General features: G+C 67.1%; 13 protein-coding genes. 7 read left to right on the top strand and 6 right to left on the bottom strand.

Going from position 1 to position 14,275, the window contains the following annotated elements:
* The 4 genes from B3T77_RS06020 to B3T77_RS06005 form a co-directional block, all read left to right on the top strand.
* Positions 1-1,136, top strand: a 1,136-nt coding sequence (locus tag B3T77_RS06020) for a heparinase II/III family protein (protein ID WP_292078169.1), incomplete at its 5' end; no start/stop codon positions are given.
* A gap of 78 nt (positions 1,137-1,214) precedes the next feature.
* Positions 1,215-2,819 (top strand): bifunctional phosphoribosylaminoimidazolecarboxamide formyltransferase/IMP cyclohydrolase, encoded by a 1,605-nt coding sequence (purH, locus tag B3T77_RS06015; RefSeq protein WP_292078168.1) that lies wholly within the window; start codon positions 1,215-1,217, stop codon positions 2,817-2,819.
* A 145-nt stretch (positions 2,820-2,964) separates the two neighbouring features.
* A complete protein-coding gene (locus B3T77_RS06010) occupies positions 2,965-3,864 on the top strand; it encodes a dienelactone hydrolase family protein (RefSeq protein WP_153925798.1) in 900 nt (299 codons plus the stop codon).
* Positions 3,865-4,149: 285 nt separating this feature from the next.
* On the top strand, positions 4,150-6,192 hold the full coding sequence (locus tag B3T77_RS06005; protein ID WP_292078167.1) for a S8 family peptidase: 2,043 nt from the start codon (positions 4,150-4,152) through the stop codon (positions 6,190-6,192).
* A 24-nt stretch (positions 6,193-6,216) separates the two neighbouring features.
* On the opposite strand, the gene grpE is transcribed toward B3T77_RS06005, so the two are convergent.
* On the bottom strand, positions 6,217-6,804 hold the full coding sequence (grpE, locus tag B3T77_RS06000; RefSeq protein ID WP_153924513.1) for a nucleotide exchange factor GrpE: 588 nt from the start codon (positions 6,802-6,804) through the stop codon (positions 6,217-6,219).
* Positions 6,805-6,848: 44 nt separating this feature from the next.
* Positions 6,849-7,943 (bottom strand): heat-inducible transcriptional repressor HrcA, encoded by a 1,095-nt coding sequence (hrcA, locus tag B3T77_RS05995; protein WP_292078172.1) that lies wholly within the window; start codon positions 7,941-7,943, stop codon positions 6,849-6,851.
* 66 nt (positions 7,944-8,009) lie between these two features.
* Between hrcA and rph the strand changes: the two genes are divergently transcribed.
* Together rph and B3T77_RS05985 are read left to right on the top strand one after the other, a co-directional pair.
* On the top strand, positions 8,010-8,735 hold the full coding sequence (gene rph / locus B3T77_RS05990; RefSeq protein WP_292078166.1) for a ribonuclease PH: 726 nt from the start codon (positions 8,010-8,012) through the stop codon (positions 8,733-8,735).
* Positions 8,736-8,799: 64 nt separating this feature from the next.
* Positions 8,800-9,261 (top strand): hypothetical protein, encoded by a 462-nt coding sequence (locus B3T77_RS05985; protein ID WP_292078165.1) that lies wholly within the window; start codon positions 8,800-8,802, stop codon positions 9,259-9,261.
* Here B3T77_RS05985 and glmM read toward each other — a convergent pair.
* Positions 9,258-10,604 (bottom strand): phosphoglucosamine mutase, encoded by a 1,347-nt coding sequence (gene glmM, locus B3T77_RS05980; RefSeq protein ID WP_292078164.1) that lies wholly within the window; start codon positions 10,602-10,604, stop codon positions 9,258-9,260. The two genes, B3T77_RS05985 and glmM, sit on opposite strands and share 4 nt — an antisense overlap.
* A gap of 161 nt (positions 10,605-10,765) precedes the next feature.
* Here glmM and glmS point away from each other — a divergent pair, with 161 nt between their 5' ends.
* The gene (gene glmS, locus B3T77_RS05975; RefSeq protein WP_292078163.1) at positions 10,766-12,580 is read left to right on the top strand and encodes a glutamine--fructose-6-phosphate transaminase (isomerizing); all 1,815 of its coding nucleotides are present in this window, start codon (positions 10,766-10,768) and stop codon (positions 12,578-12,580) included.
* On the opposite strand, the gene B3T77_RS05970 is transcribed toward glmS, so the two are convergent.
* Genes B3T77_RS05970 through B3T77_RS05960 form a run of 3 tightly spaced genes read right to left on the bottom strand, consistent with a single transcriptional unit; the run spans position 12,541 to position 14,265 of the window.
* The gene (locus B3T77_RS05970) at positions 12,541-13,209 is read right to left on the bottom strand and encodes a Crp/Fnr family transcriptional regulator (RefSeq protein ID WP_292078162.1); all 669 of its coding nucleotides are present in this window, start codon (positions 13,207-13,209) and stop codon (positions 12,541-12,543) included. The genes glmS and B3T77_RS05970 overlap by 40 nt on opposite strands.
* A gap of 52 nt (positions 13,210-13,261) precedes the next feature.
* The gene (locus B3T77_RS05965; RefSeq protein WP_292078161.1) at positions 13,262-14,005 is read right to left on the bottom strand and encodes a Crp/Fnr family transcriptional regulator; all 744 of its coding nucleotides are present in this window, start codon (positions 14,003-14,005) and stop codon (positions 13,262-13,264) included.
* Entirely contained in the window at positions 14,002-14,265 is a 264-nt protein-coding gene (locus B3T77_RS05960) for a DUF6894 family protein (protein ID WP_292078160.1), read from the bottom strand. The genes B3T77_RS05965 and B3T77_RS05960 overlap by 4 nt, the downstream gene beginning before the upstream one ends.
* Between the last annotated feature and the right edge of the window lie 10 nt (positions 14,266-14,275).

Below are 14,275 nucleotides of genomic sequence, written 5' to 3'. Positions count from 1 at the left end.
TCCGATCTGTGCTGGCGGGGGCGCCAGGGCAGGCCTTGCGTCGCCGCGCGCTGTCGCGGCTGGACGGCGCCCTGAAGACGACGGTGCAGGCCGACGGCGGCCACGCCTCGCGCAGTCCCGAGGCGGGGCTTGAGCTGCTGCTCGATCTGCTGACGCTGGACGACGCCCTGTCGCAACTGTCCGAACCGACGCCGGAGAGCGTCTCGGCCGCCATCGCCCGGCTGACGCAGGGGCTGCGCCTGCTGACCTTGCCCGACGGTCGTCTGGCCAGCTTCCAGGGCGGCGGTCCCTCCACGTTCGAACGCGTCGCGGCCGCCCGCGCCCACGACGACGAAGCGGCGGCCAGAAGCGACGACGCGCCTGCAGCGACCGGTGCGGTCGCCGGCCTGACGCGCATCGCCAGCCCCCTGCTGACCATCATCGCCGACACCGCCCCGCCGGCGCGCGACGCCTGGGGGGCGGCGGCCTGCGCCCAGCCGCTGGCACTGGAGATCGCCTGCGGCAAGGATCGTCTGGTGACCGGCTCGGGGTGGACGCCGGCCTCGACCGACCGCCAGGCCCTGCGGCTGACGCCGGCCCATTCGACCCTGACCCTGGGCGAGCGGTCGCTGAACGAACCGCTGGGCGGCTGGAAGGGTGAGCTTTTGGGCCCGCGCCTGGTCGGACCACCTATCCATGTGACCACCGACCTGCGCGACGGAGACGGCGCCGTCTGGCTGGAGACGGAACACGACGGCTGGAATGAGTTGTTCGGCCTGAACCATCAGCGCCGGCTCTATCTTGACCAGCGCCTGGACGAACTGCGGGCCGAAGAGAAGCTCTTCCCCACGCCAGGCCGCAAGGAGATGGTGCGCCAGATCGCGGCCCCCTATGCCATCCGCTTCCATCTGGAGCCGGGGGTTCAGGCCTCGCTGGCGCGCGACCGGCGGTCGATCCTGCTGCGCGGCGCCTCGGGCCGGGGCTGGTGGTTCAGGACCGACGGACCGGACGTGGCCATCGAGCCCAGCGTCCATATCGACGCCGGTCTGACCCGTCGTTCGCTGCAGATCGTGGTGCGCGGCTCGGCCCGCACCGACAGCGAGACCAAGATCCGCTGGAAGCTCAGCCCGGCCGGCGCGAGCGGCGAACCGACCTGAAACCGTCCGTGGGGTGACGGCGAAGCGGTTTGGGTCTAGACGGCGCGCCATCCTCCCCTGCCATCACGGACGCCGCCCATGCCCGCCGCTCCCGACTTTCCGCCCGCCCCTGATCGGGTCAAGCCGCAACGCGCCCTGATCTCTCTGTCCGAGAAGGCCGGGTTGGAGGACGCAGCCCGCACCCTGCACGATCTGGGCGTCGAACTGGTCTCGACCGGCGGTACGCGCGCGGCGATCGAGAAGCTGGGCCTGCCGGTCAAGGACGTGGCCGAGCTGACGGGCTTCCCCGAGATGATGGACGGCCGGGTCAAGACCCTGCACCCCATCGTTCACGGCGGCCTCTTAGGCGTGCGTGACGCCGCCGACCATGCCCAGGCCATGACCGATCACGGCATCGGCGCCATCGATATCGTCTGGATCGACCTTTATCCGTTCGAAAGCACAGTCGCGGCCGGCGGCGCGTTCGAGGCGGCGGTCGAGAACATCGACATCGGCGGCCCGGCCATGATCCGCTCGGGCTCCAAGAACCACGGCTACGTCGCCGTCGCCGTCGACGGCGAGAGCATCGGCCTGATCCTTGAGGCGCTGAAGACCGAAGGCTCGACCGATCTGGCCCTGCGCAAGCGCCTGGCCGCCCGCGCCTTCGCCCGCACCGCCGCCTATGACGCCGCCGTCTCCGGCTGGTTCGCCAGCCAGGTCGAGGACGTCGCCCCTGCGCGCAAATCCATCGCCGGGTCGTTGGCTCAGACCCTGCGCTATGGCGAGAACCCGCACCAGACCGGCGCCTTCTACCGCACCGGCGAAGGCCGTCCGGGCGTCGCCTATGCCCAACAGGTGCAGGGCAAGGAGCTGGGCTACAACAACATCGCCGACGCCGACGCCGCCTATGAGCTGGTGGCCGAGTTCGAGGCGCCGGCCGTGGTCATCGTCAAACACGCCAACCCCTGCGGCGTGGCCGTGGGCAAGGACTTGTCCGAAGCCTATGCCCGCGCGCTGGAATGCGACGCCGTCTCGGCCTTCGGCGGCGTGATCGCGGTCAACCGCCCGCTGAACGGCGACGACGCGCGCGCCATCACCGGCATCTTCACCGAGGTCGTCATCGCGCCGGGCGCCGACGACGAGGCCAAGGCCGTCTTCGCCGCCAAGAAGAACCTGCGCCTGCTGATCACCGACGGCCTGCCCGATCCGCACGGCGCGGGCGAAGTGTTCCGCTCGGTCGCTGGCGGCTTCCTGGTCCAGAGCCGCGACCGGTCGCTGATCAAGCCGTCGGACCTGACGATCGTCACCCAGCGCCAGCCGACGCCGACCGAGATCCAGGACATGCTGTTCGCCTTCACCGTGGCCAAGCACGTCAAGTCCAACGCCATCGTCTACGCCAAGGACGGCCAGACCGCCGGCATCGGCGCCGGCCAGATGAACCGTCGCGACAGCGCCCGCATCGCCGCCATCCGCGCCAAGGAGGCTGGAGAGGCCAAGGGTCTGCCCCAGTCGCTTGCCGAGGGTTCGGCCTGTGCGTCCGAAGCCTTCTTCCCCTTCGCCGACGGCTTGCTGGAAGCCGTCGCGGCTGGGGCCACGGCAGTGATCCAGCCGGGCGGCTCCATGCGCGACGCCGAAGTCATCGCCGCCGCTGACGAGAAGGGCATCGCCATGGCCTTCACCGGCGTGCGGGTCTTCAGGCACTAATCTTGGAAGGAAGGGCGCTAACGCTCGACGCGCGGCATCGCACTGCTTGAGCGCCCTTCTTCCCGTTTTAAAGCGCGCCTTATCGTGACTGGACGACTGCCGTCAGCCGTGATGCTCTGACGTCTTTCCCGCGTTGGAGCGTCCCATGACCGTGCTGATCCGCCCCGAAGGCCAGACCGCCGACGATCTGAAACTGAGTCGTCGAACACTGGGCGCCTTGGGGGGCTTGCTCTTTTCCGGCTATGCGGTCGCGGCCCTGGCCAAGGAAGCCAAGCCCATCACGACCGACGCCGAGGGTCTGTCCACCGAGACCGTGACCTATGCCGCCCCGGACGGGTTCCAGCTTCCGGCCTATGTCGCCCGGCCGGCGGGCGACGGCCCGTTCCCGGTCGTGGTGGTGGTGTCAGAGATCTTCGGCGTCCACGAATATATCCGCGACATCTGCCGCCGTCTGGCCAAGCAGGGATACGCCGCTATTGCGCCGGCCTTCTTCGTCCGGGTCGAGGATCCCGCGCCGCTGTCGGACATGCAGCGGATCATGCAGATCGTCGGGGCGGCGAACTATGAGCAGGTGATGGGCGACCTGTCGGCGACGCTGGAATGGGCCAGCCAGCAGTCGTGGTCCAAGGACGGCAAGGTCGGCATCACCGGCTACTGCTGGGGCGGCAAGGTGGTGTGGCAGGCGGCGGCCCGCTTCGCCGCGATCGGCGCGGGTGTGGCCTGGTACGGCCGCTTGGCGCCCGCCGCAGACGCCACGCCGGTTCAGATCTCATCGGGCCAACCTTGGCCGGTCGACATCGCTGACGATCTGAAAGCGCCTGTGCTCGGCCTGTATGGCGGCAAGGATCAGGGCATCCCATTGGCCAGCGTCGAACGGATGCGCGAAGCCCTGGCCCGCGCCGGCCAGACCGGCAGCCAGATCGTCGTCTATCCCGACGCCCAGCACGGCTTCCACGCCGACTACCGCGCAAGCTACTCGGAAGCAGACGCCAAGGACGGCTGGTCCAAGCTGCTGGCGACGTTCGATAAAGCGTTAAAGAATTAGGGCGTTACTGGCGCCAAGGCTGCGGGGAGCAGCCCGAGTATGGGAGGGTAGGGCGTGAACGGATTGCGGCTTCGCGGGGCGATCGTCCTGGGTATCGGCCTGCTGTTTCTGCCTCTCGCAGCGTGCGGAGGCGGTGGTGGAGGCGGTGGCGGCGGCGGCACGATCACGCCCCCCGTTCCTCCGCCCCCGCCACCCCCGCCGCCACCCCCGCCGCCTCCCCCACCACCGCCTCCGCCTCCCTCGGTCACGTCGAGCGAGTATCTGCGGAACTACGGCTTGGCCAATATGAAGGTCCAATCCGCTTGGCAGGCCGGGGCGACTGGAGCCGGCGTCACCGTCGCCGTCGTCGACTCCGGCATCGCCAATACCTTGCCAGAGTTGGAGGGGCGTATCTCCAGCGCCTCGACCGACGTCGTCGTGGGGCGCAATACGCCCTATGTGGCGTCAAGCAGCCACGGTACGCGCGTGTCGGGCGTGATCGCCTCGAACTTCAACGGGTTCGGTACGATCGGGGTGGCGTACAATTCGACCATCCTGTCGATCCGCACCGATATCTCTGACTGCACGGACAAGAATACCGAGGTCTGTTTCAGCAGTTCGGATCTGGTGCGCGCGCTGGACTATGCCGTCGCCAATGGCGTCAAGATCATCAACATGTCGCTGGGCGGGGACGGGCGGCTGGGCTCGGCGTTCGAGGCGGCGCTGCTGCGAGCCGTCAACTCGGGCGCCGTGATCGTGGCTTCGTCGGGCAATGACGGAAACGCCAATCCGGGCTGGCCCGCGCGTTACGCCATTGACCCCCGGTTCGCCGGCAGCGTCATCGCGGTCGGATCGCACGGCGCGACCGATGCGATGTCCATCTTCTCGAACCGAGCAGGGGATACGGCGGCCGGGTATATTTCAGCGCCGGGCGAGGATGTGATCACTGGGTGCGAGGGCACGTCGTGTTGGCGCGTCAACGGTACATCCTTCTCGGCGCCGCATGTCTCCGGCGCGCTCGCTTTGCTGATGCAGGCCTTCCCCAATCTGACGGCGCGTGCGGCTCTGGATATCTTGCTGACGACCGCACGCGACGCCGGCGATCCCGGCACGGACATCGTCTATGGGCGCGGCCTGCTGGACATGGCCCGCGCCTTCCGGCCGGCAGGGACGACCTCGACGCCGATGGCTGACGGGAGTTTCATTGTCAGCATGAGCGAACCGGGCAGCTTCGTCGGCGCGGCGTTCGGGGACGCATTCGGTCGGCAGACGGCGCTGAATACGGTGCTTTACGACGCTTACGATCGGATATTCGCCGTCCAACTGGGCGGCGCCTATCCGACTGCGCCCAGCCGATCCTATCAGGCGGCGCCGTTCGAGCAGAACACCACAGCGACAACCAGCCTGGCTCTGCCGGGCGGCGGTCGATTGAACCTGATCGCGGCCCAACCCAGCGCCCGACCTGACCCGATCGCGCCTCGTCACGATCTCTATGATGCGCCCTGGATGGGGGACGAGCCGCGGCAGGAGGCGATGCTGGATGTCGCCACGGGTCGGATGAATTTCTCGGTCTGGCAAGGAAAGGGCGGGGCGACATCGCCGTTCAACGGTGCGGCGGGCGACGGTTTCGCCGCCCTGGCCCAGGCCGACCACGCCGTGCGGGGCGCCCTGCGGTTCGGCGCGGTGACGGTCTCGGGCGAAAGCGGCGGCGGCGATCGCCGGATGCCGCTGCGTCGTGTCGAGCAGGACGCCTCGACCTATAGTCGCGCGGCGATCGGATGGCGCGGAGCGGAGGGCGGTCTGTCGTTCAGCGTCGGCGCCCTGGATGAACGTCTCGGACCCTTGGGCGCCTTCCTGCCGGGTGGGTCCGACTTCGCTCTGCCGTCACGAACAAGCTTCTATGCGCTGGGCGGCGACTGGACCCTGCGGCCGGGCCTGCGCCTGGTTGGCGAGGCGGGGATGGGGTCGACCCAAGTCGAGGGTCGGTTCCTGTCGATGGATCAGGCGGCGATCAGTTCGAACTGGCGTCTGGGCCTGCTGACGGGCTGTTCGATGATCTGCGACCGGATCAGCTTCACCCTGGCTCAGCCGCTCAGGATCGAGCGCGGAACCTTCTCGGCCATGCTGGCGGATGTTCCTGTCGAATATTTCGATCCGCTGACCTATTCGCGCCGCAGCTTCTCGGCGACGCCCAGCGGCCGCCAGATCGACTTCATCCTCGGTGGCGAACGTCGGCTGTGGGATGGGTCCAGCATGACGCTGCAAGCGGTCGCCAGCCGCGAGCCGCGCCATGTCGCAGACGCGCCGCCGGAGTTCGCCTTGATCGGAGCCTGGCGGCGTCAGTTCTGACCGACGCCGCCTGACGACTGCGGATCAGGCCTTGCCGTCGAAGGCCTGACCGTCGGCGGCGGGGGCGGCGCCATAGGGGTTGGGAGCCTGGGCGCCGGATCCCTTGGCGGCGACGACGACCATTGCGGGGCGCACGGTGCGGCCGAACAGTTCGAAACCGGACTGCATGGTCTGGATCACCGATCCGCCGGGCACGGTCTCGGACGGCTGTTCCATCATCGCCTGGTGGAGATGCGGGTTGAAGGCCTCGCCGGCCTGGGGCGCGACGCGCTTCAGGCCGTTGGCGTCGAAGGCTTGCAGCAGGGCCTTCTGCGTCAGTTCCAAGCCGGTCACCAGACCGGCGGTCGCGCCCTCGGCGTCCTTGGGCGCAGCCATCAGGGCGCGTTCTAGGTTATCGGCGACGCCCAGCAAGTCCTTGGCGAAGCGCTGGATCGCGAACGCGCGGGCGTCGTTCTGCTGCGTCTCCGAGCGGCGCTTCAGATTCTCCATCTCGGCGGCGACGCGCAGGGCGCGGTCCTTCCATTCGTCACGCTCGGCGATCACAGCGTCCAGAGGCGCCAGATCGTCTGACGGATGGGCGTCCAGGCCATGTTCGGCGTTAGTTTCGGCCATGTCGGCGTCCACGGCGTTCAGTTCGTCGTTAAGGGGCTTGTCGCTCACTTGTCGTTCCCGTCCAGCATCCGGCCCAGCACCCGGGCGGTATAGTCCACCAACGGAATGACACGGGCGTAGTTCAGTCTTGCGGGGCCTATGACGCCGATGGCGCCCAGAACCCGCTGTTGGCCGCTCATATAGGGCGCCGCGATCACGGCGGAACCCGAAAGTGAAAACAACCGTGTCTCCGCGCCGATGAAAATGCGCACGCCTTGGGCCGCATCGACGCCGTCCAGCAGGCCGATCAGCTGTTCCTTCTGCTCCAGATCATCGAAAAGGACGCGGACCCGCTCCAGATCGGCCAGGCCTTCCCGGTCCTGAAGCAGGTTGGCGCGACCCCGCACGATCAGGGCGCGCTCGCGATCGTGCCCGCCTGACCATGCAGCGAATCCGTCCTCGACCAGGCGCGCGGCGGTCTGGTCCAATTCGCGCCGTGCGATTTCCAGCTCTTGGGTCATCTCCCGCTTGGCGTCGGCGAAGGGGCGGCCGCGCAGGCGGGCGTTCAGAAAGTTGGAGGCCTCGACAAGAGTCGAAGGCGTGACGCCGGCCGAAAGTGTCATGATACGGTTTTCGACCGTGCCGTCGTCAGCGACGATGACCGCCAGGGCCTGATCGCCGCCCAGGGCGACGAACTCGACATGTTTGACGCCGGAATCGCGCACTGGGCTAGAGACAACGCCGGCGCCGCCGGCTAGGCCCGACAGCAGGTTGGAGGCCTCATCCAGCGCCGCCTCGAAGTTCCGACCGCGCCCCGCCAGCCGCCCGTCGATCTCGCGACGCTCTTCCTTGGTGAGGTCGCCGACTTCCAGCAGGCCATCGACGAACAGGCGCAGGCCCGCGTGGGTGGGAATCCGCCCGGCCGAGGTGTGGGGCGCCGCCAGCAGGCCCGCAAGGGTCAGATCCTGCATCGTGTTGCGGATTGAGGCAGGCGACAGGGCGATGCCGCCCAACGACAGGGTCCGCGACCCGACCGGCTCGCCTGTCTCCAGATAGCTTTCCACGATGCGACGAAAGATGTCGCGCGCCCGCGCATCCAGCCCCGCCAAACCCGCGAGGGACTGGCCGGCGTCGAACGGCGGGTTTTTCGGGGCATACAGGCTCACGGTTTCAGGATAAGCACCGCCGCCACAGCTTCCAAGGTCAGACTTCCAAGGATCCCTTTCATGCGCCATTCGCAACGCACCGACGATCAACTGCGTCCCGTCACCATCGAGACCGGCGTCAACCGTTATGCTGAGGGCTCGTGCTTGATCAGCTTCGGCAACACCAAGGTGCTGGTGACCGCCTCGATCGAGGACAAGGTGCCGGGCTGGATGCGCAACACGGGCCAGGGATGGGTGACCGCTGAGTACGGCATGCTGCCCCGCGCCACCCACACGCGCGGGCGTCGTGAAGCCGCCGCCGGCAAACAGTCGGGCCGCACGCAAGAGATTCAGCGATTGATCGGCCGCTCCCTGCGCGCCGTGGTGGACCTCAAGGCCTTGGGGGAACGCCAGGTGTTGATCGACTGCGATGTCATCCAGGCCGACGGCGGCACCCGCACGGCGTCGATCACCGGCGCCTGGGTCGCCATGAGCCTGGCCCTGAACCATCTGCGCGACGAGGGCGTGCTTAAGGCCGACCCGATCACGGATCAGGTGGCGGCCGTGTCGTGCGGCATCTGCGACGGCGTGCCGGTGCTGGACCTGGATTACGAAGAGGATTCCGAGGCCGAGACGGATTCGAACTTCGTCCTGACCGGCTCGGGCCAGATCGTCGAGGTCCAGGCCACGGGCGAGAAGCGCGGCTTCTCACGCGCCGAGTTCGACCGGCTCTTCTCGCTGGCCGAGATCGGCTGCACCGAACTGTTCGCCCTGCAGAAGGCGGCCTTGGCGGCGGTGAAGCGATAGGGGGTTTCACCTCGAGGCGCGGACGGGCATCCTCGTTCGGTCAGTCCTGACCGGAGACAAGTCGATGCGTCGATCCCCCTGGCTTTCAATGGCCGCCTCCGTTCTCTTGATGGCCGGATGTCACCGCGCTGATCCAGTCGATCAGCCTGCGTCCGGAGACACGGCGGCAAGCAGCAACGTCATCGACGCGGTTCCACTGGCGCCCGACGCCCCGCCGCCTGCCCCGCCCGCCAAGCCGGCGGCTGCGGAGAAGGAAGCGACCAAACCGGCCGAGGACGTCGAGGCCAGCATTCCCGAGGATCCCGACATGCCCGCTCAGCCGGTTCCGGTCAGCGAGGTCCCCTGCCGCGAAGCCATAGGCGCCGCCGCCTCGGCCCGGCTGGTCGAGCGCTGCATCCAAGTCAGCCCGGCGACCCGCCCGCCCTGCAACGCCGCCAACCCCTGCGATCTGATCCAGGGGGAGATCGACCGGTCCTGCAAACTGTGGGAACGCGACGGCGACCCTCCGGCGGCGTGTAAGCCCTAGGCTGAGCGCACCGCGCCCGCCACATCGGCCACCACCCGCTTCACCAGCGCTTCGTCGTCGCCCTCGGCCATGACGCGGATCAGCTTTTCCGTGCCCGAAGGACGCACCAGCAGCCGTCCCTGACCGCTCAGGGCCGCTTCGGCCTCGGCGATGGCGGCCTTGACCGTGTCGATCTCCAGCGGCTTGTCGGCGGTGAAGCGGACGTTTTCCAGCTTTTGGGGCACGGGCTCGAACTGGCGGGCCAGTTCGCTCATCGGCTTGCCGGATTCGACCAAGACGGCCAGCACCTGCAGCGCCGCCATCAGGCCGTCGCCGGTGGTGGCGTGGTCGTGCAGGATGATGTGGCCCGACTGTTCGCCGCCGATGTTGAAGCCGCCTTCGCGCATCCTTTCCATGACATAGCGGTCGCCGACCTTGGTCCGCTCCAGCGTCAGGCCTTGGGACTTCAGTCTTCGCTCCAGCCCCAGGTTGGACATGACGGTGGCCACCACGCCCCCGCCGGTCAGGAGGCCGCGCCTGGCCCAGTCCAGCCCGACCAGGGCCATGATCTGATCGCCGTCCACGACCCGGCCTGTCTCATCGCAGATGATCAGCCGGTCGGCGTCGCCGTCCAGGGCGATGCCGATATCGGCGCGGTAGCGTTTGACTGCATCGGCCAGGGTCGCCGGATGGGTCGAGCCGCACTCGGCGTTGATGTTTGTTCCGTTGGGGGTCACGCCGACGGGGAACACCTCGGCGCCCAGTTCGAACAGGGTGGTCGGCGCGACCTTGTAGCCGGCGCCGTTGGCGCAATCGACGGCGATGCGCAGCCCTTGCAGCGTCAGCCGCTTGGGGAAGGCCTGTTTGGCGATCTCGATATAGCGGGCCTGAGCGTCATCGATGCGTTTGACCCGGCCCAGCTTGTTCGACGGCGCCAGGCCCTGGTCGAGACCCTGGTCCATCATGGCCTCGATCTTCAACTCGATCTCGTCCGACAGCTTGTAGCCGTCCGGCCCGAATAGCTTGATCCCGTTGTCGGCATAGTCGTTGTGCGAGGCCGAGATCATCACGCCCAGATCGGCGCGCATCGACCGGGTCAGCATGGCCACGCCGGGCGTCGGGACGGGACCGAAGGTGCGCACGTCCATGCCGACCGAAGCGAAACCGGCGACCAGGGCCGGCTCGATCGTATAGCCGGACAGGCGGGTGTCCTTGCCGATTACCACCAGATGACGGCGGTCGTCGTCGGTGCGAAACAGTTTCCCTGCGGCCAGACCCACGCGCAGCGCGACCTCGGCCGTCATCGGATGGGTGTTGGCGCGCCCGCGAATGCCGTCGGTGCCGAAATATTTTCTGTCGCCCAAGGTGCGGTCCTTTGTTTCGGGTAACGTTCCGAAACCCCTTTTTTGATGCGGCCCGCCTTAAGATTGCATAGACGGCCGATGGGGCTTGATGTGTGGCTTAGCCCCGGATCGCCGCCAGTGCAAAGCGGCGCCCCTTTCCTGACTTCTCGGAGCCTTCGCTCATGTGCGGCATCATCGGCGTTACCGGCAATGGTCCTGTCGTTCCCCGGCTGATCGACAGCCTGAAACGGCTGGAGTACCGCGGCTATGATTCCGCCGGCGTCGCCGCCGTCGTGGACGGCTCGGTCGAGCGCCGCCGCGCCAAGGGCAAGATCCGCAATCTGGAAGCCGTCCTGGCCGAGGATCCGATGACGGCGACGGTCGGCATCGGCCATACGCGCTGGGCCACGCACGGCGCGCCCACGACCGCCAACGCCCACCCACACAAGGCCGGTCGTGTCACCCTGGTCCATAACGGCATCATCGAAAACTTCGCCGAGCTGAAAGCCGAGCTGGCCGCCGAAGGCCATGTCTTTGAAAGCCAGACTGACACCGAGGTCATCGCCCACCTGCTGGACGCCGAATTGAATACGGGTCGCGCGCCGCTGGAGGCGTTCAAGACCACTCTGGATCGCCTGACCGGCGCCTATGCGCTGGCGGTGCTGATCGACGGGACGGACGACCTGATCCTGGGCGCGCGACGCGGCAGCCCTCTGGTGGTCGGCTGGGGCGAGGACGAAATGTATCTGGGCTCGGACGCGCTGGCCGTCGGTCCGTTCACGCAGAAGATTTCCTATCTGGAAGAGGGCGATTACGTCGCCGTGACCAAGGCCGGCGCCCAGATGTTCGACGTGGCGGGCAAGCCGGTCGAACGCGCCATCGTCCAGGTCTCGGCCTCATCGGCCATGGTCGAGAAGGGCGAATATCGCCACTTCATGGAGAAGGAAATCCATGAACAGCCCGACAGCGTCCAGCACACCCTGTCGGAATATCTCGACCTGGTGACCGGCAAGGCCAAGACCAATCCCGTCGATTTCGCCGCCATCGACCGCATCCAGATCGTCGCCTGCGGCACCGCCTTCTACGCCGGCCAGATCGGCCGTTACGCCTTCGAGAAGCTGGCGGGCCTGCCCTGCGACGTCGAGATCGCGTCGGAGTTCCGCTATCGCTCGCCGGCCGTCTCGAAATCTACCCTGGCGGTCGCCGTCAGCCAGTCGGGCGAGACGGCCGACACCCTGGCCAGTCTGACTTGGTGCAAGGCGCAGGGGTTGCAGACCGCCGCTGTCGTCAATGTTCACTCGTCCTCGATGGCGCGCGAAGCCGCCGTCCTGTGGCCCACCCATGCCGGACCCGAGATCGGCGTCGCCTCGACCAAGGCCTTCACCGCCCAGGTTGCCGCGCTCTTGGCTCTGGCCGTGGCGGCGGGCGTGGCGCGCGGCCGGATCGCTGCGGCTCACGAGGCCGAACTGGTCAAGGCTCTGTTCGAAAGCCCGCGCCTGATCGCCGAGGCCCTGACGATGGGCGACAGCATCCGAGCGGTGACCCACGATCTGTCAAAGGCGGACGACGTTCTGTTCCTGGGGCGCGGGGCCATGTTCCCGCTGGCGATGGAAGGCGCGCTGAAGCTGAAGGAGATCAGCTATATCCACGCCGAGGGCTATGCCGCCGGAGAGTTGAAACACGGCCCCATCGCCCTGATCGACGAAGAGACCCCGACCATCGCCCTGGCTCCGCTTGACGATGTGTTCGAAAAGACCGCGTCCAACCTGCAGGAGGTCGCCGCGCGGGGCGGCCCGGTCATCATGATCGCGCCGGAAAAGGCGCCCGATCCGCACGGCGCCGGCATTCGCCGCATCCACGCCCCCGACTGTCACCCGCTGATCGCGCCTCTGGTCTATGCTGTGCCGGTGCAACTTCTGGCCTATTACACCGCCGTTCAGAAGGGCACCGACGTGGATCAGCCCCGCAACCTGGCCAAGTCCGTCACGGTCGAATAGGCCGCATCCGTCATCCGGCGCAGAGCGACCACATCGATGATCTGGATCGCGCCGCGCCGCAGCCGCACGGCGCCGGCGGCGCACAGTTCGGTGCAGGCGGTCGATATGCTGGCGCGTCGCACAGCCATCAGATGCGACAGCTCGGTTTGACGTAGAGCAAGGACGTCGCCTCCGTGTCGGTCGTGAACGTCGAGCAATAGGGCGGCCAGGCGCTGGCTGACTTTTAATGTGGCGTGGCGCGAAAGCTCAGCCTGAAGGGCGATGTTGCGACGGCGAAGATCAATCAACGCCATCTTGACCAGACTGTCGCGATCGATCTTTTGCGCCAGCTTGCGAGCGGAGACGGTCAGGTATCGTCCGGCCGTCAGCCAAACGGCCGACTCTGGCTCACCCCCGCCCAATACAGCATCGAAGTTGATCACGTCGTCGCTGGACGCCAGCCCATGCGACAGAGCGCCGTCGAGCCCGATCCGCGCCAAAACGCCGGACAAAATCAGCGTGACGACAGCTTCGCCATTCTGTGTGGTTGAGGTTCGCGCACCAGCCTCGGCGAAGAAGGCGTCGCCTTCGTCCCGGCCCTGAACTGCGAGGGCAGACAACAGAACGTGCGCGAGGTTCGACTGGGACATGCCCCGTCTAGACGGCCGATCGCCGGTGTGTGCGATAACATGCGTTAAGCGATCAGACGGGCTCTGATTGCAAGCGCAGATAGGTGGGGTCGAATTCAGCGATCTCGGCCAAGCGACGCCAGTCGAGAATATCGATCCGCCCACCCGCCCAGGCGACGACACCTTCGCTGCGGAGCTCGGAAATCAGACGGCTGACATGGACAGTCGAAAGGCCGAGCGCATCACCCAGCGTCGTTTGCGTCAGCGGGAGTTCGAAGGTCAGATCGCCCGTCTGGCCCACGGCCTGGAGCCGCAGATAAAGCTCGCAGACCAGATGCGCCAGATGGCCCAGACCGCTACGTCGGCCCATGCCCACCAGCCATTGTCGATGGATGGCGGCGTCGATGATGGTGTCCAGCCAAAGCAGTCGGCTCAGGTGTGGATGTCGCTCGGTGATGTCGATCAAGCCGCTGTGCGGCGCCTCTGCAATCACGCAGTCGGTCAGGGCTACGACGCCGTGATCCATCTGCTTCATCAACAGGCTGTGCAGGTCGATGAAGTCGCCGGAGACATTGATCTCGGTGATCTGACGCGCCCCGTCTTCCAGCGCGGAATAACGCGCTGAAAAGCCCGAAATCAGAAGGGTGCTGTGAAGCGGGCGGGTGTGCTCGCGCACGATATCGGATCCGGCGGAGACGGTTTTGGGCGGCTCCAGCGCTTTCTGTAGGGCCTCGATCTCTTCGGGAGAGATGCGATCGCGCAGGGACAGTTTCTCGACCAGGGTCGTGATCTTGGGCGCGGCTTGAAGTCTGCTCATTGGGCGCTTTCCATCAGGCTCCAGCCGTCAGGCGCATCGTCGGAAGCGGCTGCGGTGACGCTGACGACCGTCTGACCGTCTGCATCCGTGACGATGACGCTGAAGGCGCGGGTCGTCCAGAAGGAGGCTCCACGATAACGCAGGATTTCGCCTAGAACGGCGACGGCCTCCTCTCTGGCGGCATCGACGCTCTTCAGCTCCTCGCCCTGGTCGTCGCGGATGCAGTCGCCGTTCTGGGTATGGAAAAAGTAGCGCGGCAATCTTTCCTCC

Origin of the sequence: Brevundimonas sp. UBA7838 (assembly GCF_002500885.1) — a bacterium.
In the GTDB taxonomy this organism is placed as follows: domain Bacteria; phylum Pseudomonadota; class Alphaproteobacteria; order Caulobacterales; family Caulobacteraceae; genus Brevundimonas; species Brevundimonas vesicularis_C.
Note: the sequence above shows the minus strand (reverse complement) of the source record. Positions and strands in the feature narration are given on the sequence as shown.

Coding starts and splice junctions, on each gene's coding strand:
- B3T77_RS06005 (WP_292078167.1), top strand. CDS start 4,150: ATGAAGGTCCAATCCGCTTGGCAGGCCGGGGCGACTGGAGCCGGCGTC.
- B3T77_RS05985 (WP_292078165.1), top strand. CDS start 8,800: ATGCGTCGATCCCCCTGGCTTTCAATGGCCGCCTCCGTTCTCTTGATG.
- glmS (WP_292078163.1), top strand. CDS start 10,766: ATGTGCGGCATCATCGGCGTTACCGGCAATGGTCCTGTCGTTCCCCGG.
- grpE (WP_153924513.1), bottom strand. CDS start 6,804: ATGGCCGAAACTAACGCCGAACATGGCCTGGACGCCCATCCGTCAGAC.
- B3T77_RS05965 (WP_292078161.1), bottom strand. CDS start 14,005: ATGAGCAGACTTCAAGCCGCGCCCAAGATCACGACCCTGGTCGAGAAA.
- B3T77_RS05970 (WP_292078162.1), bottom strand. CDS start 13,209: ATGTCCCAGTCGAACCTCGCGCACGTTCTGTTGTCTGCCCTCGCAGTT.
- rph (WP_292078166.1), top strand. CDS start 8,010: ATGCGCCATTCGCAACGCACCGACGATCAACTGCGTCCCGTCACCATC.
- B3T77_RS06010 (WP_153925798.1), top strand. CDS start 2,965: ATGACCGTGCTGATCCGCCCCGAAGGCCAGACCGCCGACGATCTGAAA.
- purH (WP_292078168.1), top strand. CDS start 1,215: ATGCCCGCCGCTCCCGACTTTCCGCCCGCCCCTGATCGGGTCAAGCCG.